This window comes from Crossiella sp. CA198 (genome assembly GCF_052078295.1).
Classification (GTDB): domain Bacteria; phylum Actinomycetota; class Actinomycetes; order Mycobacteriales; family Pseudonocardiaceae; genus Crossiella.
In genome coordinates this window covers 341,821-366,928 of sequence record NZ_JBQJIM010000005.1, presented here as the reverse complement: position 1 = coordinate 366,928, position 25,108 = coordinate 341,821, and the positions used below count along the sequence as shown (strand labels likewise).

The window sequence follows — 25,108 nt, the reverse complement described above, 5'->3', positions numbered from 1 at the left end:
CCCTCTAAGTACCGGGGCATTGCGCACATTCGCCCCTGAGAATGACTCGCGAGACAACATGTCGGGTCACTGGGGAGTGAACTTTGGTCGCACGGATGGAGGGGAAGGCCCGAAACCGCACCGCGCTACTGGAAGCAGCCAGGGAAGTCATCGTCGAGGAAGGGCATCGCGGGGCCTCCCTTGGCGTGATCGCGGGCCGGGCCGGCCTCACCACCGGCGCCATTTACTCGATTTTCGGCAGCAAGCGCGACCTGTTGATTGCGGTCATCGAGGACATTCACCGACGTGTCATTGCCGATCTGCAACAGCTCAGCGATCCGCGACTTTCGCTGGAACAGGTGATCGCGGTCTACGTGGCCGGGCGGTTGCGCGCGGCCGATGCCAAGGACGCCGCGCCGCTGCTGGCCTTCGAGACCGAGTTGTCCGGGCTGGCGCAGAGTGATCCGGTGGTCAGCACCCGGCTGCGGGAGATCTCGGTGCGCTCGGACCGCCAGTTCGCCGAATCGCTGACCGGCCGCCGGGACGAACGCGGCCTGGTGGTGGACGAGCGGCGGGCCGGGTACCTGGCGCTGGGCGTGCGCGCGCTGGTGCTGGGCTTCGAGCAGCGGCGGCTGCGGGGCGAGGCGGTGCCGGAATCGCTGGTGCTGGACCTGGCGACCGCGATGGTCCGGCAATAAAAAGGATCGCCCAGCCCCCGAGCCGGGCGATCCCGAATCCGCCGGACGATCCCCGAGAAAGTGGCGGAAAACTGTTGCCGAGATGATGGCACGGTTTGTCGGTTCTTGACACCTGTGGTGCGACGCAGGTCACGTGCGGTGCATTGCCTAGGGTGAGGCCGTGACCTCCCTCGCCGACTACCCGCTGATCGCCGCGGGCAAGGTTCGTGAGCTGTACTCCGTCGACGACGAGCACCTGCTGTTCGTCGCCTCCGACCGGATGTCGGCCTTCGACTTCGTGTTGCCCAACGGCATCCCGGACAAGGGCCGGGTGCTCACCGCGATGAGCGTGTTCTGGTTCGAGCTGCTCGCCGACGTGGTGCCCAACCACGTGGTGGCCTGGGACGACCCGCGCATCCCGGCCGAGGTCCGCGGCCGCGCGCTGCTGGTCCGGCGGCTGGCGATGGCGCCGGTGGAATGCGTGGCCAGGGGCTACCTGACCGGATCCGGCCTGGCCGACTACCGGCGCACCGGCGCGGTCTGCGGGGTCGAACTGCCCGCCGGTCTCGTCGAGTCCGACCGGCTGCCGGAGCCGATCTTCACCCCGGCCACCAAGGCGGAGATCGGCGCGCACGACGAGAACGTCTCCTTCGCCGCCGTGGTCGAGACGGTGGGCGCCGAGCAGGCCGGGCAGCTCCGTGACCTGACCCTGGCCGTCTACGGCCGGGCGGCCGCGCACGCGGAGAGCCGGGGCCTGATCCTGGCCGACACCAAGTTCGAGTTCGGCGTGGACTCCGCCGGGCAGCTGGTGCTGGCCGATGAGGTGCTCACCCCGGACTCCTCCCGGTTCTGGCCAGCCGAGGGCTACACCCCCGGCCAGGTCCAGCCCTCCTTCGACAAGCAGTACGTCCGCGACTGGCTGACCTCGCCCGCCTCGGGCTGGGACCGGGCCTCGGACACCCCGCCGCCGCCACTGTCCGCGGAGGTCGTGGCGGCCACCAGGGCCCGCTACGTCGAGGCGTACGAGCGGATCACCGGCCGCTCGCTGGCGGACTGGCCGTCCCCGGAGGCTTAAGCAGAGTTGCGCCTGCGCGCAACCTCAGTGGCAGGTCGTGGTCACGCGGCCATGGCGCAATAGGGTCATGCGCCCCAGACTGCTCGTCTCGCTCTCGGGCATCGGCCGCGCGACCCTGGCCGAGTGCACCGCGTTCGCCGCCGCGCTGGACCGGCGCGGCCTGCCGCTGTCCCTGCTGCTCACCCCCAAACCCAACAGCGAGCGCCCCACCAGGGACTCGCCCGTGCTGGACTGGATCAGGGCCCGCGAACAGGCCGGGGACGCCCTGGTGCTGCACGGTTTTGACCACGTGGCCCAGCCCAGCGGGGCCTGGCTGCCGCTGCCAAGGCTGGCCCCCGCGGCCAGCTGGGCAGGCGGCCGGATCTGGCGGCGAGCCGAGTTCGCCGACCTGCCCGCACACGAGGCCGGACTGCGGCTGCTGGCCGCCACCGCGGTGCTGGACCGCCTGGAACTGCGCACCAAGTGCTTCGCGCCACCGAGCTGGCTGGCCTCGGCCGGCACGGTGGTCGCGTTGCGGCGCAGGGGGTTCGAGGTCTGCGCGGACGCCGCCGGCGTGCACGACCTGCGCACCGGGGTGCTGCACCGGGGCCGGGTGCACCAGGTCGGCCGGGGCGAGCTGTGGGTGCGGGCCGCGCTGCGCGGCGGGCGGCGCGGCGGACTGGTCCGGATCGCGGTGGACGCGGCCGAGTTGTCCCGGCCGCAACCGGCCCGCGCGGTGCTCGGTGCGATCAGCGGCGCGCTGGCGCTGGGCGCGCTCGGTGGGACATATGCAGACCTCGGTCTGGGCCGTATCGCCGAACGTCGTGGGCTGAATGCCGGATAATTACGGCGCATGAACGAGTGACGGCGCCAATCACCGCACCGGACGATCGAGGTCGTCCCCTCCCAACCCTGCGGTGAGGTGCGTATGAACAGAATTACGAAATTGTTCCTGGTTGCCGCCATGGCCATCCCGGCGGCGGGCTCGTTCGGATTTTCCACCCCGGCCCCGGCAGCCGCGGCGAGTGTGCCCCAGGACGAGAAGGTCGGCGCCGAGGAAAACGTGGCGCACACAATTGCCGGTGGCGAGGGCGCGCTGACCCTGCGGCGCGCGGAATCCGGCTACGTCAAGGCACACGTCACCGGCCTGAAACTGCGGTCAGGCGATGTGCTCCGCATTTCCGACCCCAGCGGCCGGGAGAGCTACACCTACACCGGCGCGGACGATGTAGCCGCCAGCCCGGACGCGACCGGGTTCTGGGCCATGTCGGTCACCGGGGAGACCGCGGTGCTGAGCCTGGCCGGCAAGGACGGCGGCCCGGCATCGCCCGATTCCACCGCCACCATCGACAAGCTGACCCGCGGCTTCACCCCGGCGGAGTTCAAGGCCGCGCAGGACAGGCAGACCCGCAGCATCTGCGGTGCGAACAACTACCAGGACGTGGCCTGCTACCAGACCTCGAACCCGACCGAGTTCGCCCGCACCAAGCCGGTAGCCAAGCTGCTGCGCAACGGTTCCTCGCTGTGCACCGCCTGGCGGGTCGGCGAGAAGAACCGCATGCTCACCAACAAGTATAAACCACACACCATGGTTGACCTGCACTGACGCCGCCCGTCGTCATCCGCCGGGCCGGTGTGCCGCGCGGCAGGCCCGACACCGCCCGCGCCAGTACTTGTAGCCGGACGCACTGCCGCACTTCGGGTTGTGCTGATCGCAGTACGTCTTGAGCGCCGCCTCTATGGCCGCCTCAAACTCAAGATCCCAGCGCATGCGGCCGTACACCGCATTGGAGTGCAGCCCTTGCCGATCAGCGGCGGCGTGCACGTCCCCGTTTGCGGTCAGGTCAGCAACAAGTTGTTCGCGGAGTTCCGGCGGAAGCACTGCATCGTTGATGGTTCGCCGCCAGTCGCGGGAGTCATCGTTGTAGGCCTCCCTGGCGGCCGGATCACGGGCACCCGCGCGCCAACGGGATACGTCAAGGTGCACAGAGGTCCCCTCGCAGTCGCAATCTTGCGTATGGCAGCCCCGCATGTGCGGGGACAGATACCCCGTCGCGTCATCGGCGTGCACGGGTACCGGACCAACTCCGCAAGCGCGGGGATTTATGGCGCGTCAAGCAGTAAGACGGACCAACCCCGCCGGGGCGGGGACCGTCTAGCCGGAGCGGGACGGCCGCGACGATACCGAGTCCGGCCGCGGCGGGCAACGGGCGGTCACCCGTTCTGGGCTACTGCCCGGCCCCCGTTGCCTGCCATTCGATCACCGTGGGCAGTGCCCCGCCGGAGGTCATGAACTCGACCATGGCGCGCTTCGTGTCCTCTTCGGGGATCTCGCTGTTGGCCGGTACGTCGCGCTCGCCTCCCCATTCCTGGTAGGTCACCGTGATGTCTACGCCGGGGGGCGTCGTCTGGGTATCGATGCTGAACCAGGTTCCCGGCGGCTCGATGCCGGAATAGCTGAGCACGCCGCGTCCATTGCGCGGGTTGAGCCCGAGTCGGAACTCCGCGACTGGGAATTCGTCCTCGGCTACGTCCGTCATGTATGCCAGTTCGACGAACAAGGGGCTTCCGCCGCGTTCGCGGATGCGCTGATGCACGTAGTCGTACAGCCGATCGACGTCTTCTGCCGTGGTGATCACGAAGGGCTCGTCATCGGGAACGACGGTCGCGTGTACGCAGTGTTCAGGCGTCATTTCGGTTCCCTACCCGTGTATGTCTTCGTTTTGATCGTATCGCCGGTGCGCCAGTAGACCGTGAGGGACTGCCCGGGGTGCAGCAAGATCGGTGCGATGCGGTCGCAGCTGCGCGGCCCCTTGCAAGGCCCGTCGGCGTTGTTGATGGCCAGGTGCACGTCACGCGTTTCGGGACTCTCGTGCATTTTCGCAACGACCTTGGTTTCCACGTGCGCAGTCACGCTCAACGACCCGCTAGGGGGCATCAGGCCGTTTTTCTTGAGCACAGCGACTGCTTCGGCTTGGTCGGCTTGGCCGCTCACTTCTTGGCGGCCGGTCCGCTCGCTCGGATTGATCCACAACCCGCGCGTCAGTCCATCGCTGTTGGGACGCTCCGGCAATGCCGTGAGCACGTCGCGCATGACCTCTGCGGGTGGCCGAGGGTCTCGCGCCCATTTCGCGACTGGATCGGCGGTCGGCGTCGGCCGTGACGGCTGTTCGCCTGCCGCCGGTTTCGTCGGTGGCGCGGCCGTTGGCGCTTTGGCCGCGGCCCAGTTCTCCACCTCGCGCGCAGCCATGCCGGCATTCCTCAGTGCGTCGTTCAGCAGCCCGTCCAGCCGGGCGAGCAGCCCCGCCGCTTCGGCCCCGGCGGTGGAGGCGCTGCCATCGGCGGCGCGGCCGAGCTGGCCGCGGAGGTCGTCCAGCTCGGTGATGCAGCCCTGGACGGCGGGCACGGGCAAGCGGCCCAGGGCGGCGCGCAGGACGTCCGCGACGTCGGTTTCGGTGGTCACGCTCAGACTCCCCTCGCGGCGGTCCGCAGCGCCTCTACCGCGGCGGCGGCGACCGTGGCAGCCTCCCGGAGGTCACCCGTCATTCCGGCGAGCGTGGCGGGGATCGTGGCGCCGCCGGGGCGGTTGGAGGTGCGGAGCACGGTGGCACACTCGGCCTGGACGCGATCGGTGGTCTCGGCGTAGTCCAGCAGTGGCATGTTCTCCACCGCGTCGGCGATGACCCCGTACAGGGCGGCTAGCTCTCCAGCGGACATACGACGGCCCCCGATGCTCGGTTCACCTCATGGTGGCATCGGGGGCCGACAGGCGTTGGTGTGTGCACCACAAACCCGGCCGAGGGTGGCCGGATGGGGCTATGTGCCGTTCGTCCGGCGGCGCTCGCGCTCGCCTGCCGTACAGCTCGGCTCCGGGCAGGGAAACTCGGTAGCTCCCCGGTCCTGTCTGCCGACCTCGGTACGTTCGTCGTCTAGCCGGTGCACTGTGACGACCGGCCTGCTGAGCAGCCGACCAACGTCGCCGCACTTCTGGCACGCCATCGGGTTACCTCTCCTTGTCGACAGCAATGGCGGGACCGGTACGCCCGACCTGGCGAGGAAGGCGTACCGGCCCCGAAACCCCGGCACATTGGGGATACAACGCGTGCCGGGGCCGGACATCGCAGCGTCGCGTTCGTCCGGCGTGCGAAAGGGTCAGAGCGGTGTCGTGTCGGTCTCCTTCCTGTTGTGCGGTCGGCGGTGCGCATGCCCGCCGGGGCTTGTGGGCGGTCAGTCGGGCGTGGACTCGCGGTCAGGGCGGGCTGCGAGGAGCTTCTCCGCGGCCGACAGGGCGTCCGCGACGTCCCGTACCGTGCGCATGCAGTACGCAAAATCGCTGCCCAGCTCGGCAACCGCGTGGAACAGCGCGAGGAACGCTGCGCCCGCCTGCGCTTCCGTCATGTGTTCGGGCCGAGATTCGTTGTTGAGAAACCACGTCAACGGCTTCGCGCGGTTCTCGACTATCGCCCAGCGGTCCCTGAGCATCTGCGCGCGCTGCGTGCCCTGCATGTGGTGGATGGCCTGCCCTCGCAGCCTGTCTTGGCGCTCGAACAGGTCCCGCAGGTGGTCTTCCCCGGGGATCACGAGTCCGTCCCTCCCTGGTTGGGCCACACGATGTGGCCGGTCCAGAACACCGGGTGCGGCGAATGCTTTGCGCTGCACCACATGCATTCCAAGCCCCGGGCCGAGTCGACGGCGAAGTTGTGCGGCTGTCCGGTGTTGGGGCCGTGGTGGCACACGCCGGGGTCGTGTGCGTCGGCGACGTCGACAGTCATTCGGCACCACTCCTCTTCGGAATCGGGCCGCGGTGACGCATCCGCACGCCCGCGCTCCTCAGCGTGCGCCACACAGTCTGTGTGCTGACCTCTGCATATGCCGCGATCTTCGGAGTACTCCACATCTCGCCCAGGTAGAGCCGTTTGAACAGCTTGGCGTCCCTGGTCTTCTGCTCGTCAGTCCGCCTTGTGCTACCTGTCATCACGCCACCCCCGCCGGGTCTTCAGATCCCCGTTGCAGCTCGGCCAACAGCGCGGTGACGGCGTAGGAGCTGTAGCCGATGACCGCCGCGATATCGCTGATGGGCACAGGGGATTTGCGGGTAACAAGCTCGCGGACAACACCGGCGAGGCGGCGGCGTTCATCAGGGTTGAGCGTCCGGTATGTCGGACGCCCCAAGCCGCTAAAGATTGACCTGATCACGTCCATCGGCACATCCAGCGCCTGCGCTGCCCCCCACAGGTTCATGCCGCACGTGTCTAGCTTGTGCCAGAGCGCAACCTGTATGTCCCGTTGCTCTCTGTCCGAAAGGGACAGACGCGCCGTTTCCCAGCGAGCCATGACGTCACAACCCGGCTAGGACGTCGCGGATCACAGGGATCTGTTCTGTGGGCTGGTCGAGCTGTCTGGGTCGGACCAATGCGTGCCGCGGACTATTGCCGTGGCGCGCAACGGGAATGATGGGAGCGGGGAGGTTCTGCGGCCCCGTCTGTTCGATCCGGACGGTTCCGTATGGCACGGCGTGTTGAGACGTGCCATCCTTCAGCTTGGCGTAGTGGTCGCGCCGATCCGCTTGGGCATCAAGGGTTTGCTCGGCTTCGGAGAGAGGATCGGCCGCCGCCTGGTCTGCCTCGGCCGCGCCGGTGCGCTCGGCCTGGATGAGCCTGTGCGCGTCGAACCCGGCGGCCTCGGCCTCCATCCGGCAGGCCCGGAACACCATCGCTGCGCCGACCAGCAGCAGAATCATGAGCAGGGAGACGAACCCGGCCGCCATCCCGTGGAGGTAGTCAGTGCTGGGCATCGTCGGCCCCCTCGGTGTCGGCTGGTGCGGGCGATTCCTGTTGCGCAGGAACGATGTTGTTGACGAACGCGGTAGCTCCGCAGTCACACTCGTGGCATTCGCAACGCGCTCCTGGGTCCGCCTTGTGTTGGTGCGCCTGACATCCGGCGCACAGGAACGGTTCGGGCGGCCGGTTCACCGCGCACACCGTGCCCCGTTGACGAACGCGAGCGTGAGGACGAACCCCGCCAACGCGTCCACGATCGAACTGACCATGCCCCTACCCCTGTCCACCGTTGGGAACGGCGGAGCACGGTCCGCGCCATGCTCCCGTGCTCCGCCGCCGTTTCGGCGGGTGGACGGGACTGCGTCGGCGTGACCCCAGCCGCCCCGTCCACCCGGGTGAGCACGGCCGCGTCAGCGACCAGACGCCGCCTGGCGGGGAGAACGCCGGGCGACACGACCGTGCTCGGGGCACCCGCGCCCCTGCAACGCGGGTGCCGCTTGCGGGCGGGCGGGGCTGCCTGCGAGGGAGATGGGTAGCCCCGCCCGCCTGAGCACCGCCGCGTCCATTCGTCGGGGGACGACTGGCCGCTGACTCCGCGTGCGCCGGGGGCACGTGCGGATGGTGGTGCTCGTCTGCGGGGTGAACAGGGCCGGGAGCCGTGGAGGGACCCGGCCCTGTCCACCGGCGCGGCTGATTGCTGATCCCCGCGCCACCCCGCCGGAGCGGGGCACACCCAGGGTGGAGAATAAATTCTCGCCACGCAAGCAGGCTGCCCGAGAATAGTTTCTCATACACTCATTCGGGCTAAGAGAGGTAGATCAACTGCGGCCGTAGGCTGTACCGCGCATCAGTACGCCCAGGGCAGCAAGGGAGGTGCAGGCATGGCGGAGTACGCGCCGACCATCCGTCAGCGATGGGTCGCGCGGATACTGGTCGACTGGCGGGAGGCCAAGGGGCTGAAGGCCAACGCCGTCGCCCAGGTCTTGGGGTGGCCGCAGTCAAAGATTTCGAAGATCGAGACTGCGCGTCAGGCACCGACAACCGGGGACATCCTGGCGCTCGCCGCCCACTACCGCGTACCCGAAGACGAGCGAGACGACACGGTCAACCTGAACGAGCGGGCCGGGGTACGCGGATGGTGGGCAAGCTACGAAGACCAGGCACGCCCCGGCGGGCTCGGCGACCGCATTGAACTGGAGAGCGAGGCGAACCTACTCCGGACGTTCCAGAACGAACTGGTCCCTGGGCTGCTTCAGACGCAGGCGTACACCAGGAATCTCGGGACACTGTGGGTGCCGCCAACCACCCCGGAAGGGGTTGCGAAGACCACTGAGATTCGCATGCGCCGTCAGGCTCGGCTCACCGGTGAAAACCCGCTGACGGTGCACGCGGTGCTGTCTATGCGAGTGCTTGAGTTCGACCAGGATGACCCCGTGGTTGCCCCGATCATGCGAGAGCAACTACACAAGATGATCAATCAGAATGACGGGAAGACGGTCAACATCCAGGTGATCCCGTCCAGGGTCAAGTTCCACACAAGCATGGGGCAGCCCTTCGCTGTCTTGTCCTTCCCGCACCGCTCCTACACAGATGTGGCCATCCTCGACTCGCACCAGGGACCGATCTACGTCGAGAACCCTGCGGCTGTGAGTGGGTATAGCGAAAACTTCAACTGGCTCGCGGAGACCGTCGCGCTCGATTGGAAGGCGACCAGCTCCATCATGATGGAGCTTGCTGATCCCCGCTGAACTAGGAGTGCCACACGATGTCGCCACACTCGGCAAGCAACGCTGCTTGGATCAAGAGCAGATGGAGTGAAGGGGGCGGACAGCAGGACTGTGTGGAGATCGAGTTCCGGCCGAACGCGGTTGCTGTCCGAGACAGCAAGAACCGCCATCGCGGCGAACTGACCTTCTCTCGCACAGCCTGGACGTCCCACCTCGCGCTGATCACCGACCCGGCCGAGCGCGCCACATGGCCGATGAGCATCTACGTCCCCGGTCGCCGCGGCGACAAGGACGGCGTCCGGCCGCTGCTCGACCTCGCACACGCCGACTGGCGCGGCGCTGATCCGAACGATGGCGCACGGGTCGAGTACGCGTTCCTCTCGCACGCGGGCGCGGTGTTCGTCGCCATGCGCAACAGCGCCGAGTGGCGCGGCGAGCTCTTGTTCGATGCGGCCGAGTGGAGCGCCTTCGTGCTCGGCGCGATGGACAACGAGTTCAACCCGGCGCTTACACCCGCATAGCCATTGCAGCGCAACGAAAAACGGGGCGCCCGGTCATCCGGGTGCCCCGTTGCTGTCAGCCGCCGAGTTCCTCACGCGCCCGGCGTCGCGCCGCACCCAGCTGCAAGGCGGCACGGCGTTCCGCGCGCAGGGCTTCCCGTTCGGCGGCCTCGACCTGCGCCCGCTCGGTGGGAGTCGGCGCGTCGTCCCACTCCCACCCGACGAACACTCGCCCGTCGCGCACCGAGCATGTCTCAACGCGACCGTGTACGGCATAGTCGGCGTGCGCGACCAGGTGGTCAAACACGGCGTCCCGAAACTGCGGCAACTGCTCCCGCTGGATGTAGCCGCCGTAGCCTGCGGTGGTGATGTCCGGCGTCGGCATGCCGTCGGCGTCACGCAGGTTCTCCGCCGGGCAGGTCTCGACCACGGCCCAGGTCACCGCAGGCTGGGCACGCACGGCCGCCCGGACGGCGGCGGAACGCGCCTCCCGTCGGCTCATTAGCTCTGTGTCGCTACGGTCAGCCACGATCCCGATACTATCCGCGTCCGCGTGGTGACCGCCCCGGCGGCACCGTGGCCTACTCGACTACCGGCCTGAGCAGGGTCCGCGGAACGAAGTGCGCCGCGTGCAGCGCCGGGAGGCTGATCGGCCCGGGAAGCTCATAGGTCACCCAGCCCATGTAGGCCCCGGTGATCGTCCGCCGCCACAAGTGGAGCTGCCCCCGGGCAACCTCCGGCAGGTGAAGCCCTTGTGCCCTCACGATCAGGCGCCCCGCCTCGCGCTCCGGCCCGGGGTCGACGTGGCGGTACAGCTCGGCCAGCCTGATGTCCACGGCCACGGGCGGATCGCGCACCGCGGCAACGAGTTCGTGGGCTCGATCCCACGCTTCCGCATCGAACATGTGTTCGAGTCTGATACCTAGAGCGGTGCACGTCCAACCCGATCATGGTTGGCGCGCACAGAACGGGGCACCTGGTTGTCCAGGTGCCCCGGGTCAACCTGGCCGCCCCTACGCCTTGCAGGCAGTGTCTTTGGACAGCTTGTTCCGGCTGGACAGGGTGCTGTTGGTGGTCGAGCGCACGGCCACGCTCTGAAACTCGACCTTCGCCGCCTCGGCCGCGGCGTACACGGCCTCGCACATCGGCACGGCCGCCGGGTCCCGCTTCGGCAGGTCGGCGACCACGACCACCGCGGCCCCGTCCAGCGTCACCGACTTCACGGCCGTCAGCCACGCTGCCTTGCCGTGGGCCTTGTCCAGCGCCGCTTTGATCGTGGCCCCTTGCACGGTCTCGTCGCCGCCGGAGCTGGTGCTCACCGCGGAGCTGGTGGTGGCGGCGCTCGTGGTGTTCTGCGGCGCGGCGGCGTCCCTTCCGCCGCATCCGGCGAGCGCGGTCAGCGCGGCGGCAGCAACGGCAAGCCTGGCGATTCGGTACATGTAGAGCGTCCCCTCTGTGGTGCGTGTCGGTAGCGCGCCCGTTACGTCGCGCGAGCGATCCGAATCATTACGTTGTGGTGTGCACAACAAAAAGAAAGCCCCCACCCGGATAACCGGGCGGGGGCCTCTTGGGGCTGGCTTTTACGTCCACCCCTGGCACGCAGGTTAGCACGCCCTAATTGCATGCCGACAGTATGGTTCACGGTTGTTGTTCACGCCGCTCACGCCGCGCTGACCGGCGGGCCGCTCAGTAGGTCGACGAACGACCTGATCAGGCAGGGAACCCTAGTCAGGCGCGGTGCACTGTCCGCGGGTAGCTCTCTGGAGTAACCCGGTGCACCCGCCGCCGCCCGCGTGAGTTCACGCACGCGCTGATCGTGAACTCGGCGTTCGGAGTCAGCTCGCAAATATCATGCACGATGCCATGTTCACAAGGATTGACCACGTGAAGAATCACGCTATCTCTGCTCATTTCCCCCCTCTTTCCTGAGCCATTGCACTACCTGTTGAACCATTCCGGCGTACTCGCGCATGTCGACGTCGACCACGACGTGCACCGCCCCGCACTCCCGGCATGCCCACTCCGACCCGATCCCCGCTCCGGCGGCGGCGACGGCTTCCGCGCTCGGCCGGTGGCACGGGTGGGTCCTGCGCCGCCACGGCATCACCGCCCCGTGTGGATGAACCGGGCGGCGGCCACCACGTCGGCGCGCTGCTGCCCGAGCGCGGTGTAGGCGGAGGCGACCGCCAGCACGCGCGGCGCCATCTCGGCCACCAGTTCGGGCGGCACGGCGACCGGGGCCGAGCTGGTCGACGTGTCCAGCCCGCCCAGCTCGGCGTCTGCGGCGGCAGTCCACAGGGCCGCGGCGATCTCCCCTGCCGCCGCGTTGGCCAGGATCACCGAGTTCACCGGGCTCCGGCTGGTGCCGCTGGTGGCCGAGAACAGCACCGTGTCCGCCTCAACGCCGCGGGCAACGGAGAGCGCTCCGAACTCCCGTTCGCCGTCGGCACCCTCGGCCAGCCCGTGCAGGAACCCGGCGGCCTCGCCGATCTCCGCCCCCCGGAGCGTCATCTCCGCCGCGCCGGGCTGCGCGGTCTCCTTGATCACCACAACCACCCCGTCGACGGTGCGTGCGAGCGAGAGGTGATCACCCGGCATCTCCTTACACGGCCACGTCTGCAATCTCGTTGTCCCCCTTCACGATCGCGTGCTTGCGCATCTTCCCGAGCGCGCTCAGGTGCGACTTGCTCACGGCCTGCCTGGACACCCCGAGCGTGGTGGCCGCGCTCACCGTGGACTGCTCCTCGCCGTAGAGGGCGTCGATCACCTCGCGCTCGCGCGGGCTCAGCCGTGCCGCGGCGCGCAGCGCCCGTACCTCGGTGATCACCCCAACCCGGGCGAGCCGGTCGGCTACCGCGTCGTCGGCGACCATCTCGGCCGCGCTCAGCGGTTCGTACTGCCCGAACATCACGTCCCGGACTGCCCAGAACGTGTCCAGCGCCCACCCATGGTGTTCGCGGGCGTGGGCGGCGGCGGCCACCATGTCGTACTCGCCGTCGACGGTTGCCGTCGCGCGCAGGGACTGCCGGAGTTTCTGCGTCAACCGCCCGGGGTCGGACGGCTTGCCGCACACCTGCGTGCCCGCAACGTTGACCATGTGGCCTCGGATGGCGAGGCCGAGATACGGCCCCAGATGCCCGCCGAACTGGTTGCGGATCTTCCCCGAACGCGCGTCGGCAAGTAGGCGTTCCGCGCCTTCCTGGTGCAGGTCTTCCCGGTCCAGGGCCGAGCTGCCCACCGATGCGGAGGCGATCTTGTCCAGTTCCGGCGCGGCGCGCAGGTACAGCGCCGACTCGGCCGCGCGGTCGCCCTCGGCCACCGCGGCCAGCAGTTCCGGTGTCGACCGCGGGTCGGCGTAGTCGGTTGCCGCGGTCGAGCTGGTGGCCAGCGAGCGCAGCATGCGCGGCAGCGCCGCGCCCCGGTGTTCCGGTGGTTTGGCCGCATCCAGTCCCGCCCGGATGTCGGTGATCAGGTCCCGCGCGTTCGTCCCCGCGCAGAAGTTGCACACTCGTGTACGCCCCCCTCTTTCGTGCGCGCAGCATCCAGCGCGGCCGTCTACTAGAGATAGTCGGCAGCGCGGGCGCTACTGCGGCCCTCCGCGCGCCCCCGCACGCGCTGGTGCACTCCGCACCGGGGGATGCCCCGGCGGGTCCTCGGCTGATCAGCCGGTCTGTCTACTGTGGACGGCGACGCCGTCCCGGTCACCTAGACGGGTATGGCACGTAAGGGATTCGTGCGTTGCCTGCGTTGGTGTGCCGCCCTGTCCACGTTGCCCCCCGGCGTCGTGTGTCGTCTGCCCGTCTTGTCTAGGTTCGTTCGAGCCAAACACGGGCAGGCCGGTTACGCAACGCCCACTTCGGAAATGGACCAGTCGGTCCGCGACCACTCGCGGTTACCCCTGTAACGGGCCGCTATCACGTTGCGTAACCGGGCTTTTGTCCCTGCGTGACTGGACCGGATACGGACCGTGACATTATGGGGCGATCGTTCCAGAATTCGTAAACACGACCGTCCGTCAACTAATCCGTTCGAGTGATAGTTGAACGATCAACAACGAACGTGACATGTATCACGGTTGTCGCCGGAGTGCTCCGCTATCACCCGGTCGAGCTAGGTGGTTCTACTCGGGTCACGGTCTCGCGACCCTGAGTGAGTGCCCGCTCGGCCGCGCCGACGTAGCCGGGCACTGCCTCCGCGGCCAGCACGGCCTGAATGAGATGGGCGCGGGCGGCGTCCAGCCCGGCAGTGACGCCCTGGTCGACGCGGGCCAGGGCGAGCGCTTCGGTTGGTCGCAGCGCCCCGCCGACGACAACCCGTGGCACCACCTCCGGGTGCTGCTCCGCGGTCGCCTCGGCCACGGCCGCCCAGTCCTCCACCTTGTCCGCCGCGGCCCGCAGGCGCTGCGCGAGCACCGTGAACTTCTCCGCGCGCATGGTCATCCAGTCCCCCTGTTGTCGGTGTCGACGGTCGCGGCGGCCTCGGCCGCCCTGTGCAGGTAGTGCTGTGCCGCGGCGAGTACGGCGGCGGAGTCCCGGGCGAGTCCGAGTAGCGCGTTGCAGGTGCTGCACAGCAGCCCGCGCACGAGCCCCGACACGTGGTCGTGATCGACCACCAGGCCGTGCGGAAGCTGGTCCTCGTGCCGCCCGCACACCGCGCACCGGTAGTGCTGGTCGGCGCGGACCTGGTCGACCTGGTCGGCGGTGAGCCCGTACCGGGACCGGTACCGCCGGTCGCGGGCGGCGTCACGCTGCCCGGCGCGGTAGGCACGGCGGCAGGTCGAGCAGTGCGGGTGGCGCCCGCCGGGGCGCGTGGCATCTCGCGGGAACGCCGCGGCCGGTTTCACCGCTCCGCACCGTGGGCACCGGGTCAACTCTGCGCCCACGTCACCCACTGGGCTCGGTGCGCGGCGGGCACGGCGTCCAGACGGCCCGGCAGCCACTGCCCCAGCGACCGGCCGCCCTTGGACAAGTTGCAGCGCGCGCACGCGGGCGCGAGGTTCCAGGCGGCATCGTCGCCGCCGTGCACCAGCGGCCACAGGTGGTCCAGGTGCTCCGAGCGCGCCCCGCAGTACAGGCAGCGGTCCCGGTAGAGCCTGCGCAGCCACGGCACGTCGACCGCCAGGCGGTACGCGCCGCGCTCGGCTGCCCGGACCTGGTGCCCCCGCGCGCGGGCCCGGTCGCGACGGGACGGGAACACCCGGTACGCCTGATCGGTGAACTCCGCGAAGTACCGGACGGACAGCTGCTCGGCGGCGGCCAGCAGCGTGCACACGTCCTCTAGTTGTTGTGGTGTGCACACCAAGTACTCAACGGTCACATCCCGCAGCGCCGCGTGATGGGCCTCCGCCTGCCGAACGCGGCGCGCGATATCCCCATACACAGCAACGGTTTTCGCGCACTGATCCCGGCGGACCCGCTTGAAGTGCTCCGCGGCGTGCTCCCTGCACAGCCGCAATCGCCGCGGCCACGCCGGGTAGGCGCGCACGGCTTCCGTTGTGCCGCAGCGTGTACACCGGATCACGCGGCCAGTTCGTACAGGCTCCCCCACGAGCGCCCCCCAATCTCCAGATCGGTCGTCAGCGGCACGCCCGTACCAAGGAAGTCGGTGACCGCCATCGTTTCGGCCAGGGCACGGCCGACCTCGTGCGCGGTGTCGGCGGGCGCGCTGAACACCAGTTCGTCATGCACCGGAAGCCGCACGTAGTCGAGCAGCCCGGCGTCGTCCACACGCAACAGCGCGTCAGCGAGCACATCCCGTGCCGTCGACTGGACGATGTAGTTCGTCGCGGCGTACAGGCGGTTGCGGTCCAGCGGGATCACGCGCCCGGTCGGTGTGGTGACCTCCCTGCGCCCGTACTCCGCGCGCCGGACCAGGCGGGCCGAGTAGCGGGTGATGCCGCGGTACACCCGGTCGTACCGGCGGGTGGCGTGGCGCACCTGGTCGACCGGTGCCCCTGTCTGGCGGGCAAGGGTGTCTGCGCCGCCCCCAAACAGCTTGCCCAGCCCCACACCTTTCATCAGGTTCCGTTGCCGCAGCGTGTAGTCCGGCCCGTACACCAGCTCGGCCGTATAGCCGTGTAGGTCCCGCCCGGCGCGGATAGCCTCGATCATGACCGGGTCGCCGGACAGGGCTGCGATGACGCGCATCTCTACGGCCTGGTAGTCCACCGAGCCCCACACCGACGCGTCGTCGTCGGCGAGCATGCCCCGCCGCACCCTGGCTTCCTTGCTGGGCAACTGTTGCAGCGCCGGGCGGCTGATCGACATGCGGGCCGTCCGCGCCCGCAAGGACGCAATCGACGGATGTATCCGATCGTCCGCGTCGCGGTAGTCGAGCATCGCACCCGCGTAGCTGACCGCCCATTTGGCGGACCGCTTGCCGCGGATTACCGCATCCGCCAACAGGTTCGGTTCCCGGGCACCGATTCGTTCCCACTCACGGTCGAGGTCCGCGAGCGGCGCCAGCACCTCTTTGTCGACCTTGAGCGCGCCGGACTTGGTGATCTCGGTCAGGGTCTCGCCCATGCCCAGCAACGCGTTCACGACCTGCGCCGGGGCGTTGATCGAGCGCACCCCGTACCCGGCGGCGACATCCGTCCACCGCTCCGCGTCGCTGAGCAGATCCGCCCGCAAGGCGGTCAGGTACTCCGGGTCGACTCGCACCCCGCGGCGCTGAATTTTGGCGCACACCAGGGCAACCGCGGCCTCGAACTCGGCGAGCCGGGTGAAGCCGCGGGCGGCCACCAGGTCGGCGAGGACCGTATGCAGACGCGCCGTCAGGATGACATCCAGTCCGGCGTAAAGGGTGTAGGTCGGGTGGTCCAGCGGGATCTGAGCCCACCCGGTTTCCGTGGTGAGGCCGAGCGTGCGGAACGCGGCGGTGAGCCCGTCGGCGGTGTCCGGCGCGTCCGGGTCGACGTGCAGCGCGGCCAGTCCCTTGAGTTTGAGTCCCGGGCCGCCGTCTTCCGGGCCGCGTGGGTCGCACAGGTGCGCCAGGATCGCGGTATCAGTCAGCCGCGGCCACAGGGCGTCCAGATCGACCCCGGCGTGCCGGTCGAGCACAAGGGCGTCGAAGGGCGCGTTGTGCGCCACCAGCGCCGGATGGCAGGCAAGAACACGCCGGGCAGACCCCAGTCCGGCTGTACTCATCTCGGGCGGGATTCCTTGCGTGTCAACAGGAATGACCCACGCCTCACGAGCGGTACCGAACTGGACCATGCGCAACCGGAACCCGGCGGAGAACGCGTTGAGCCCGGTCGCCTCGGTGTCGACCGCCACCGGCCGCCGTCCCTGCTCAGCGGCCCAACGCTCGAACTCGTCCAGGTCGGCGCGCGACTCGGCCACGCGGATGACGACCTGTTCGCCTGCGATGCGGTGATGCTGTACCCGCACAACCCCCCTCTCCCCGGGCAGCACGAACGGGCCGGACCAGGTCGCCCCGGTCCGGCCGTCATTCGTTGCTGCTAAACCATTTCCTCAGCGCGGGCGCGGCGCACCCCTCGCAGGATCACCCCGCGGGCGCGCCGGGTCGTACCGACCTTGCGGGACTCCATCGCACGCCTAAACGTGATCTTCCCCCACGGGCGCTGCCCGCCGCCCTGCTCAACGTCAACCCAGTCCACATAGGACGAATACGCCTCGTCCAGGGGGATCTCGCCGCCGGGGTCGCGCACAAGCACGCCGGGCAGGTAGCCGTCCAACTGGTCGGATGCCCGCCGGTACTCCGCGACCGCGGCGCGCACGGACTCCGGCTCGCCGAGCCCGTCGCGGTACCACGCCACCGCCCCCCGGACCGCCCACGCCGCAATCCCCGTGGTCTCGTCGAGCAGCCGCCCAAGCAACCCCGGATCACGCTGTGCCCCAACGAACCCCCGCCGAAACGGGACCAGCCGGGTACGCCGCCAGAACCCGTCATCCTGCCCCCGCACATCCGGTTTGTAGTTCGTGGCCAACAGCAACAGCGCCGTCGGCGTGAACACGAACTGTCCCTTGTACAGCTCGCGCGCCACCACCGGATCACCCGCGGTGATCTGCTTGAGCAGAGCCTCATTGAGCCGCAGACCGTCCGACAGTTCGGACAGCATGGCCAGCCGCACCCCGCGCAGCGCAGCCAATGCCGGGTTCGGCGCGGACGGATCAAACGAGCGGGTGTAGCCGATCGCGGCTTGCGACAGGTGTCCGGTGATACCGGAGAACACCCGTGCCAGGGTGTTGACGAACACGCTCTTGCCGTTGGCGCCACTGCCATACAGCACCGCGAACACGTGCTCACGGGTGCTGCCAGTGATGCCGTAGCCGATGAGACGGCGGAGGTAGTCCGGCAGGTCTGGGTCGTGCTCGAACACCTCGGCCAGAAACTGTGTCCATCGTGGACACTCGGCGTCGGGGTTGTAGTCCAGGTGCACCATCCGCGTGAGCCGGTCCTCCCGGCGGTGCTCCCGCAACACGCCGGTGCGGAGATCCACCGTGCCATTGGTGAACGACAACAGGTGTTCGGCCCGGTCGAAATCTCCCGGGTCGGCCGCGGTGATCGTGCGCAGGTGATCCAGGCATGCGCGGATGCCGGTATCCATGTGCATCCGGCGGGTCCGGCGCACCGCGTGCCCGTGCTCCTCTGCCTGCCGTTGCTGTTCCCGGGACCCGTCGGCGTCACCGCGGGGCATCTCCTCCAATGCCCGGCGCATGGCGTCGGCGACCCGGTGGCCGATGGCGCGTTCCCGGGTGCTGCTCATAGGCTGCCAGACCCGCCCTGTCCAGCTCAGAAATCCTATGCCGTCCACATAGGACGTGTCCGGGCCGACGATACTCAGGGCCAGCCGGGCGTTCTCAATGTCGGTGCCCTGCATGGTGCCCGCCGGTTTGGTCGGCGCGGTGACCCAGATTGGCTCGGCCGACCACGGCGCCGCCGAGCCCACCGCCCGATGCAGCTCGCTCGCAAAGGACTCGCCGGTCTGCGCCCGCCACGCGGTCAGGTCGTCAGCGTCGTCGGGGACGACCAGCACGCGCGGGGTGATGCCGAGCGCGATCAGCCCGGCGGCCAGCGCCGCGACGAACGCGCGCCCGGCGTCATCGTTGTCCCCGCACAGCACCACGTCGCCGCCCTGCCCAGCCACCCGGGCAATCTCGCGCGCGGCGCGCTCGGCACGGGCAACACCAGCACCCCGCACGGCCACGGCGGTGTACCCGGCCCCTGCCGCGGTCAGCCCGTCCCCAGGTCCCTCGGTCACCACGGTGGTGGTGAACGCGCCGGGCAGGCGGAACACCGCGCAGGCGTCCCACTGCTGGCCGCCCGGTGAGGCCAGGTTCATCCAGCGCGCCGGGCACGCGCCGCCGATGTCGCGGCCCTGTAGTCCGCGGGGCACCCCGTCGGCGTCGGCGAAGGGCACCACCAGCCGCGGGTGGGCCAGGTACCCGGCGGGCCGGTAGTCCCGTGCCTGCCCGACGGTCACCGTGGCGTCGTCGTACCCGAGCCGGAGCTGAGCCGCCGCGTCGGCGGAGAGCCCGAAGCGGCGCGCGGCGTAGTCCGCCGCCGGGGACCCCGGGTAGCGCTCGGCCGCCGCGGCGACATAGACGCCGAGCGCGGCCACCGCGGCGGCGTCCAGCTCGGTGACCGGGCCGCCGGTCAGCGTGGGGTCGCCGCGCACGTCGAACAGTTCGGCCGTGCTCACCGCCGCGCGCTGCAACACCAGGTCGGTGGGGCACCCGGCGCGGCAGTACACCAGTGCCCGGCCCTCCGGGGTGAGCGAGACGTACAGGCTCGGGCGGCCGTCGCTGTGCGCGGGACACCGCAAGAGCACCCCGCCGGGCTCTGCAACTACGCCCCCGTCGCCGCCGAGCCGGTGTAGCAGTTGGTCTATGTGCACGATCCCCCTGTCCCACAACGAAAATCGGGGCCGGTGACTGTCTCCCCAGACAGTCACCGGCCCCGCCCCCTTGGCATGGCGCGATCAGGCAGCCGCGGCCAGCGGCACCGATACAGCGCCCTTGAGTACGATCTCCGGCCGGTGGTACTCCACATCCCGACCGGCTTTGGTGGTGTAGGCGACGTGGGTGATCTTCAGATCGGCCTGCACCGGGCCCCCCGCCTGCGCGAGCTGGTTCTCCAGCTCCGGCAGGTCCGAGACCAGAGTCCACGAACCCGACCCGAACAGGAAGTAGCCCAACTCCGGATCATCGGCCAGCCGGAACTTCAGCGAGATGTCCGGGCGCGGCCCCTTGCCTGACTTGGCCTTGTCCTTGCGTTCCTGCAACGAACGCGGGCATCCGCACGGTTCGCCGCGGTCGTCATCGGCCAGGCTGTACATACCGTCGCACTGGTGCACCGGCCCCTGTAGGCCGAGCAGCACCATCCGCGCCCGCAGGTGGTCCGCCTGCTCGATCACGATCGACACCGCCGCGGTTTCGGTCATGACCTGCCGGTTGTCGGCCCGGTCAGTGTCCCACTCTTCCGCCGTGCCGCCGAACAGCTCGGCGATACGGTCAGCGACGTCCGGGTCATCGGTGGTGACCCGCCATTCGGCCAGCGCGACCGGCCGACGGCCGACCAGCATTCCTCCGCGGAATCGGCCAACGATGTCGTCCATGAACACGTTGCGCGGGCGCGGTTTTGCGTCCGGATCGGTCTCAAAGATCCGCAGCGACAAACGATCTCCCCCATGAATTGTGTTGTGGTGCACCGGCTCCACCCCCACGAGAGCCGGTGCACTCGGTCAGGGCCGCTGGTAGCTGTTGCTCAGCGCCGCCCGGCTCCGTTCCCGCACGAGTGTGTTCAGCTCCGATACGAAAGTCTGAGCCTGACTCAGGGACGGAAGCCACACGATGCGCTTATCTCCCAACGACATTTCCACCCGGACTGCCTCCGACGGGCTGTATCCCAGTGGACTGGGCTTGACGCGGTGCAGCTCAACGCGCACGCCGGAGGCGTAGATCAGGACCGGATAGTTGGACGTCTTCTGAATCTGTGCGCCGTCCGGCAGCGCGGAGCGGTCGGGTTCGTCGGTAGTCCTGTAGGTCACGTTCCACGTAGGCATTGCTTGTCCCCCTTGCGTTTCAGGCTGCGCGACGCTGAGCGCCGGTGCTTGCAGTGGTGTCATGTACCGGCGTGCCGAGCACGCCCTTGGACGTCTCGTTCACCCAGTCGAATACCGCGCGCAGGTGCAGGAAGGCGGCGAACACCGCGTCGTCTGCGCGCACGGGTACGAGTTTCCAGCCCTCCGGCCGCAAGTGCAGCACGGCATGCGCGGTGATCTCCGGAATCGGCACTGTGTCCCCGGCCTGGGTGATGATGTGGTCGGCGCGGGCGTAGGCGGCGAGCTGCAACGCCACCGAATCGTGCACGCCTGACCGGGACGTCTTGACGTCCAGCATCACCGTTTCGCCGTCCAGACGCACGATGCCGTCAAAGCTACCTGCGTACCGGTAGGTGTCCGACCACACTGTGTCCTCAAGGTGGAGGATCTCCGGGCGGCAGGTCGTCAGGAAATCGTTGACGTGCTTGAGATACAGCGCCATGTCCGGGTGCTGACGGCCGACCGCTTCGCCGCGGGCGCGGCGCTCGAACAGCCCGTGTACCTCGGTGCCGACGTCGGCGGCGTTGGAGGTGACGCGGTGCGGCGAGCGCTTGAGATAGTCGATCGCGCCGGTACGGTCACCATCCACAAGCAACTGAACCACCGAGCCGATGTGATCGGCCGCGGACTCCGCAACAACTTTGGCAGCCCAGAACTTCAAGAATGGTTTAGGAAGCTGGTCGATCACGGAGGTAACCCCGGGGAACTTCTCCCGGGTCTCCGGGTGGACGTAGTAGCGCGAGCCGCCGCGCTTGATCGTGGATAGTCCGGTCATGTGGCCTCCGGTGATGTCTGCTGTCTGACATCACCGACACCCCCCGTGCCGCACCGATCAGCAACCACATGTGACTGGCGTCACAGTTCTGCATAGCTGGCTGCCCGCTCGGCTACAGGCCACAAAGGACGGATGCGGCTACGGGTCCAGCCGCAGCAGCGACCCCAGGTCGCCCGCGGCGCGCTCGCGCTTGACGGCGGCACGGGCAGCCTTGAGCCGTAGCTCCGCATACGCACCCGGGAACTCGGAGCAGAACCACCCCGGCGGCGGCGGCTCGGCGCGGCACCAGTGCACGTCATCCCGCAGGGCGATTGCCACGCGGTCGGCGACCCCTGCATCCGGCTCTACGTAGTCGATCTGGTCGAACGGCACCCGAATCAACCGGTCCAGGTAGCGCGCGTGCGCCTTCCTGTCGGCGGTCTCTTCGCGGAGCCTGTCCAGCAGTTTCGCCTGTCCTGCAACGAAATCTTCGCCCATGGTCATCTAGTGCCCCTGACGCCGTAGAGAGCGCAGGCTAACGCCGCGTCAACCCTATTCTACCATTCCCCTTGTGAGGCAAGGCTTTTGATCGAATCCAGCCGCCCCCGCAGGTGCTGCACCTGCTCGACAACCGCATCCATGCGCTTGACCGCGCGGGCGCGCGCGGCCTCACTCGGGCCGCCTGCCGTCGGCGGGTGGTCGATCACCTCCGCGAGGCGCGCCGAGGCGGCCTCTAGCGCGGCCAGGGCCGCACTGAGGGTCATCGGGGCGGGCTCGCTGGTTCCGGCCGCCGCCTGCGCCTGCCGGGCATGCTGGGCCTGGACGGGGGTTTGCTCGGCAATGCCGTAGTCGGCGCACAGCTCGCGGTACTTCGCCTCGCTGCCTCCCGCCATTCCCCTCAGCACCTCGCGAACCTGCCGTTGCACCTGACGGCGGACACGGACTTGCAGTGCAACCGACGCCTTGTCCTTCCCGCCGATGCCTGCCAGGCCGTAGACCTCCCTGGCGGCGAGCTTGCACGCGGCGGTAACCCCTGCCAGGTCAGGGAATCCGTCCGCGCGGGAATAGGTCCCCCGCAGGGCGACCATTGCCGTTGCCAGTCCGGCTACGCGCGTCTTGCTATCCGGTTGGCTGACCAACGCGCGCGCGGCGTCCACGGCCGCCGCGAACTCCGGACTGCCGGTGTCAACGGGCAGGTTCCGGGAACGCTTGTTCGATCCCATGTCGGCATTCCCCTTGGTAGGCAGGCAGTTTGCCGAGGGTAACAGCGAGCGATCCGCCCCGGACGGCGCGACGCCGCCGGAACCCGTGGGCTCCGGCGGCGTTGGTGTCGGCGGCTGGTCAGGCGGCGATTCGCTCGGCGTCCTCGTCATCCGGGTGGGCAAACGGCGCGTCACACTCACCGCAAATGATCGGCGTGCGCCGTAGCCGGGCGGCGGTGATCGGGAACCCGTCGGGCTCCGGGCAAGCGCAGACCGCGTGTGGCCTCCGGCCGCCGCCCTTGCCGCCGCGGCTTCCCCTGCCGCCGGTCTCGGTGGTGTCCTCGTCGTCATCGTCGGTCGTTCCGACCTGGACGCTTTCCAGGTCGCGCAGGTGCGCGAGCCGGGCGGCTTCCAGTGCCTCAATCGTCGCGGCGTAGCGCTTCCGCGCGTCCTCGGTGATCTCGACATCGGAGAACCCGATGGACTTGTGCGCGGCTTTGCCCTCCGGCCACTCGCAGCCCAGTTCGACGGCGGCGCGGACGAACGTCTTGTTGTGACGGCCGTTGACGTTGGTGCCCTTCTCCTTACGGGCGTGGTTGAGCCCGTGGGCCGCCTCGTGCAGCAGGGTCTGCATGATCCGCCAACCGGGCTGTGCGAGCAGCTGTCCGGAGATGAACAGTTCGGGCTTGAGCGGCGCGGGCTGGCCGGTGTCGTCGGTGTGCTCGGCCCAGCGCTCAGCCCAGAAGTGCGCCCAGCGGTGACTACCGGCCTGGTGCAGGCCGGAGCCGGTCACGGCCACCACGGGCGGCAGTTCCGGGCAGTGGGCCTGCATGTCCCGCCACGCCGACTCAATCGCGACGATGATCTTCGAGCCCGCTTCCAACATCGCTTCCCCTCCCTAAGTTCCGAACACTATGTTCGTAACTTAGCACGAGGTGGTGTGCACACCACAAGCCCCAACTTGGTGTGCACACCACAACCAGCACTCAGGCAGCAGACCGCAAGCGGTCCACCAGGCCCCGTGCCTGCACACTCAATTCGGGCAGCGTGCCGCGGTTGTCGATCTCCACATCGGTGGGGATCTCCAGCGCCTGCCGCTCAGACTCGTGCGCCTCGCCGTCCACCTGGTCGACGTCGCGGAGCACCCGCACCAGCACCACGCCGAGCCCCCGCAGCGCCCGCGCCTCGTTGGCGAACCGCACGTCCGTGATCACCGCGGGCCGCCCGGCGGCGCGCAGCTCAGCGACGCGGCGCACCGCCAGGTCCAGCCACACATCAGGCCCTGCCAGCTCGCGACCAACCTCGGTGCCGAGCCGTTGCAGGACCCGCCGGACCTCCGGGACCCTGCGCTTGGCGCCCTCCCACCCGTAGCGGGCCAGCACGTCGACCAGGCGCACCGGCTCGCCGCCGGTCACAGTCACGATCGGGTCCAGCGCCTGCGCGTACCGGCGGATCGGGTCCGCCAGCGCCACGCGCACGTACCCCATGGCGCCCAGACACGCGGCCAATGCGTCCTTGCCTGCGCCCTGGCGCCCCACCAGACCGATGCTGGGCAGCATCAGGCGGCCAGCCTCCCCGCAATGTTCACGGCGAGCCGCTCGGCCAACTCGGCCTCATTCACCCCGCCGACCTGGATGTCATTGATCTTGCGCGCGATCTCGGCAACAACCCCCTCAACGCGGGCGAGCCGGTCGTACACCTCGGTGCGCAGCTCCGCGTATTGCGCGCCGTCGTGGTTCTGGCCACTCACACCCTTGCTGTTGGTCAGCACGCGGTCATAGATTCGATCCCATTGCCACTGCGGAACATTCGCCATGTCGTCCCCCTCGTTCGTTCCCCTGAGCCACGCGGCCACTGTCGCGCGGAATCCGTTCATATCGCCCGGCCACCCGTGCGGATCTACTTTCCTGCCAACGGGTCGCGCGTACTCCTTATGCGCAATGCACCGGTCGGCACCAAGTCGCGCATGCCGCAGGATCGCGGCCACCCCGCGCGGGTAACTCTCCCGCTGCGCCGCCGTCCAGTCGCCGCGGCCGGTGGACTCGGCCTCAACGCCGATCAGGTAGTTGTTGCCTGCGTCCGTCGGAATGTCCGGTGCGACGCCCTTTCCAGCGTGGTAGGCCAGTCCGGCGGCAATCACGTACCAGGTGCCGTCGCGGCCGAGTCCGAGCTGTGCCAGCGGTCCCGCCAGCCCGGTCCGTCCATCCCGGACCACTCGCAGCGACGGGTACACCCCGCCCGCATCGGTTCCGGTGTGGTGAACCAGGACACCTCGAACGGCACGGATGTGGCCGTGCCCGCGGGTACGCCAGCCCGGTTCTTCGTGGACTCGGAGCCCGGCGGCGCGCAGCACATCCGCGAGCCACC

The 25,108-nt window shown here is 69.0% G+C and carries 31 protein-coding genes; 6 read left to right on the top strand and 25 right to left on the bottom strand.

All coding sequences use genetic code 11. The features are described from left to right. Positions 1-95: 95 nt before the first annotated feature. From ACTOWY_RS10830 to ACTOWY_RS10815, 4 genes are all read left to right on the top strand, one after another. The gene (locus ACTOWY_RS10830; protein ID WP_441309465.1) at positions 96-677 is read left to right on the top strand and encodes a TetR/AcrR family transcriptional regulator; all 582 of its coding nucleotides are present in this window, start codon (positions 96-98) and stop codon (positions 675-677) included. Between the two features lie 160 nt (positions 678-837). After that, the gene (locus ACTOWY_RS10825) at positions 838-1,731 is read left to right on the top strand and encodes a phosphoribosylaminoimidazolesuccinocarboxamide synthase (protein ID WP_441309464.1); all 894 of its coding nucleotides are present in this window, start codon (positions 838-840) and stop codon (positions 1,729-1,731) included. 67 nt (positions 1,732-1,798) lie between these two features. Beyond that, complete coding sequence (locus ACTOWY_RS10820; protein ID WP_441309463.1) at positions 1,799-2,554, top strand: DUF2334 domain-containing protein; 756 nt, start codon at positions 1,799-1,801, stop codon at positions 2,552-2,554. A gap of 102 nt (positions 2,555-2,656) precedes the next feature. Further along, positions 2,657-3,316, top strand: a complete 660-nt coding sequence (locus tag ACTOWY_RS10815; protein ID WP_441309462.1) for a hypothetical protein — start codon at positions 2,657-2,659, stop codon at positions 3,314-3,316. Positions 3,317-3,328: 12 nt separating this feature from the next. On the opposite strand, the gene ACTOWY_RS10810 is transcribed toward ACTOWY_RS10815, so the two are convergent. From ACTOWY_RS10810 to ACTOWY_RS10780, 7 genes are all read right to left on the bottom strand, one after another. Beyond that, positions 3,329-3,697, bottom strand: a complete 369-nt coding sequence (locus tag ACTOWY_RS10810) for a hypothetical protein (protein ID WP_441309461.1) — start codon at positions 3,695-3,697, stop codon at positions 3,329-3,331. A 241-nt stretch (positions 3,698-3,938) separates the two neighbouring features. Further along, on the bottom strand, positions 3,939-4,403 hold the full coding sequence (locus ACTOWY_RS10805) for an Imm1 family immunity protein (protein WP_441309460.1): 465 nt from the start codon (positions 4,401-4,403) through the stop codon (positions 3,939-3,941). Next, positions 4,400-5,173 carry a DddA-like double-stranded DNA deaminase toxin gene (locus ACTOWY_RS10800; RefSeq protein WP_441309459.1) on the bottom strand — a complete coding sequence of 258 codons (774 nt, stop codon included), beginning with the start codon at positions 5,171-5,173 and terminating at the stop codon, positions 4,400-4,402. Before ACTOWY_RS10800 ends, ACTOWY_RS10805 begins: the two co-directional genes overlap by 4 nt. 2 nt (positions 5,174-5,175) lie before the next feature. After that, a complete protein-coding gene (locus ACTOWY_RS10795; RefSeq protein WP_441309458.1) occupies positions 5,176-5,427 on the bottom strand; it encodes a hypothetical protein in 252 nt (83 codons plus the stop codon). A 510-nt stretch (positions 5,428-5,937) separates the two neighbouring features. Then, complete coding sequence (locus ACTOWY_RS10790; protein WP_441309457.1) at positions 5,938-6,291, bottom strand: hypothetical protein; 354 nt, start codon at positions 6,289-6,291, stop codon at positions 5,938-5,940. Between the two features lie 393 nt (positions 6,292-6,684). Beyond that, positions 6,685-6,951, bottom strand: a complete 267-nt coding sequence (locus ACTOWY_RS10785) for a hypothetical protein (protein ID WP_441309456.1) — start codon at positions 6,949-6,951, stop codon at positions 6,685-6,687. 97 nt (positions 6,952-7,048) lie between these two features. Next, entirely contained in the window at positions 7,049-7,504 is a 456-nt protein-coding gene (locus ACTOWY_RS10780; RefSeq protein WP_441309455.1) for a hypothetical protein, read from the bottom strand. Between the two features lie 867 nt (positions 7,505-8,371). Between ACTOWY_RS10780 and ACTOWY_RS10775 the strand changes: the two genes are divergently transcribed. Further along, on the top strand, positions 8,372-9,238 hold the full coding sequence (locus ACTOWY_RS10775; RefSeq protein WP_441309454.1) for a helix-turn-helix domain-containing protein: 867 nt from the start codon (positions 8,372-8,374) through the stop codon (positions 9,236-9,238). Positions 9,239-9,255: 17 nt separating this feature from the next. Then, positions 9,256-9,738: a DUF397 domain-containing protein gene (locus tag ACTOWY_RS10770; protein ID WP_441309453.1), complete on the top strand. Its 483-nt coding sequence runs from the start codon at positions 9,256-9,258 to the stop codon at positions 9,736-9,738. A 55-nt stretch (positions 9,739-9,793) separates the two neighbouring features. On the opposite strand, the gene ACTOWY_RS10765 is transcribed toward ACTOWY_RS10770, so the two are convergent. The 18 genes from ACTOWY_RS10765 to ACTOWY_RS10680 form a co-directional block, all read right to left on the bottom strand. Further along, positions 9,794-10,219: a hypothetical protein gene (locus tag ACTOWY_RS10765; RefSeq protein ID WP_441309452.1), complete on the bottom strand. Its 426-nt coding sequence runs from the start codon at positions 10,217-10,219 to the stop codon at positions 9,794-9,796. 79 nt (positions 10,220-10,298) lie between these two features. Next, a complete protein-coding gene (locus tag ACTOWY_RS10760; RefSeq protein ID WP_441309451.1) occupies positions 10,299-10,622 on the bottom strand; it encodes a hypothetical protein in 324 nt (107 codons plus the stop codon). 108 nt (positions 10,623-10,730) lie between these two features. Further along, positions 10,731-11,156 carry a hypothetical protein gene (locus ACTOWY_RS10755; protein WP_441309450.1) on the bottom strand — a complete coding sequence of 142 codons (426 nt, stop codon included), beginning with the start codon at positions 11,154-11,156 and terminating at the stop codon, positions 10,731-10,733. A 664-nt stretch (positions 11,157-11,820) separates the two neighbouring features. After that, positions 11,821-12,315 carry a hypothetical protein gene (locus ACTOWY_RS10750; protein ID WP_441309449.1) on the bottom strand — a complete coding sequence of 165 codons (495 nt, stop codon included), beginning with the start codon at positions 12,313-12,315 and terminating at the stop codon, positions 11,821-11,823. A gap of 4 nt (positions 12,316-12,319) precedes the next feature. Continuing rightward, a complete protein-coding gene (locus tag ACTOWY_RS10745; protein WP_441309448.1) occupies positions 12,320-13,225 on the bottom strand; it encodes an RNA polymerase sigma factor in 906 nt (301 codons plus the stop codon). 589 nt (positions 13,226-13,814) lie between these two features. Then, the gene (locus tag ACTOWY_RS10740) at positions 13,815-14,156 is read right to left on the bottom strand and encodes a hypothetical protein (RefSeq protein ID WP_441309447.1); all 342 of its coding nucleotides are present in this window, start codon (positions 14,154-14,156) and stop codon (positions 13,815-13,817) included. After that, on the bottom strand, positions 14,153-14,560 hold the full coding sequence (locus tag ACTOWY_RS10735) for an endonuclease domain-containing protein (protein WP_441309446.1): 408 nt from the start codon (positions 14,558-14,560) through the stop codon (positions 14,153-14,155). Before ACTOWY_RS10735 ends, ACTOWY_RS10740 begins: the two co-directional genes overlap by 4 nt. A gap of 23 nt (positions 14,561-14,583) precedes the next feature. Continuing rightward, positions 14,584-14,988, bottom strand: coding sequence for an HNH endonuclease (locus tag ACTOWY_RS10730; protein WP_441309445.1), 405 nt, complete (start codon positions 14,986-14,988; stop codon positions 14,584-14,586). A 245-nt stretch (positions 14,989-15,233) separates the two neighbouring features. Further along, a complete protein-coding gene (locus ACTOWY_RS10725) occupies positions 15,234-17,108 on the bottom strand; it encodes a DNA polymerase (RefSeq protein WP_441309444.1) in 1,875 nt (624 codons plus the stop codon). A 71-nt stretch (positions 17,109-17,179) separates the two neighbouring features. Beyond that, the gene (locus tag ACTOWY_RS10720; protein WP_441309443.1) at positions 17,180-19,513 is read right to left on the bottom strand and encodes a phage/plasmid primase, P4 family; all 2,334 of its coding nucleotides are present in this window, start codon (positions 19,511-19,513) and stop codon (positions 17,180-17,182) included. Positions 19,514-19,663: 150 nt separating this feature from the next. Next, positions 19,664-20,359: a recombination directionality factor gene (locus ACTOWY_RS10715; RefSeq protein ID WP_441309442.1), complete on the bottom strand. Its 696-nt coding sequence runs from the start codon at positions 20,357-20,359 to the stop codon at positions 19,664-19,666. Between the two features lie 66 nt (positions 20,360-20,425). After that, positions 20,426-20,731 (bottom strand): hypothetical protein, encoded by a 306-nt coding sequence (locus ACTOWY_RS10710; RefSeq protein WP_441309441.1) that lies wholly within the window; start codon positions 20,729-20,731, stop codon positions 20,426-20,428. Between the two features lie 34 nt (positions 20,732-20,765). After that, positions 20,766-21,560: a hypothetical protein gene (locus tag ACTOWY_RS10705; protein ID WP_441309440.1), complete on the bottom strand. Its 795-nt coding sequence runs from the start codon at positions 21,558-21,560 to the stop codon at positions 20,766-20,768. 138 nt (positions 21,561-21,698) lie between these two features. Beyond that, positions 21,699-22,043, bottom strand: coding sequence for a hypothetical protein (locus tag ACTOWY_RS10700; RefSeq protein WP_441309439.1), 345 nt, complete (start codon positions 22,041-22,043; stop codon positions 21,699-21,701). Positions 22,044-22,096: 53 nt separating this feature from the next. Then, complete coding sequence (locus ACTOWY_RS10695; protein ID WP_441309438.1) at positions 22,097-22,762, bottom strand: hypothetical protein; 666 nt, start codon at positions 22,760-22,762, stop codon at positions 22,097-22,099. Between the two features lie 118 nt (positions 22,763-22,880). After that, entirely contained in the window at positions 22,881-23,627 is a 747-nt protein-coding gene (locus tag ACTOWY_RS10690) for a hypothetical protein (RefSeq protein WP_441309437.1), read from the bottom strand. 100 nt (positions 23,628-23,727) lie between these two features. Further along, complete coding sequence (locus ACTOWY_RS10685) at positions 23,728-24,300, bottom strand: hypothetical protein (RefSeq protein ID WP_441309436.1); 573 nt, start codon at positions 24,298-24,300, stop codon at positions 23,728-23,730. Then, positions 24,300-25,094, bottom strand: a complete 795-nt coding sequence (locus ACTOWY_RS10680) for a peptidoglycan recognition protein family protein (RefSeq protein WP_441309435.1) — start codon at positions 25,092-25,094, stop codon at positions 24,300-24,302. The genes ACTOWY_RS10685 and ACTOWY_RS10680 overlap by 1 nt, the downstream gene beginning before the upstream one ends. Between the last annotated feature and the right edge of the window lie 14 nt (positions 25,095-25,108).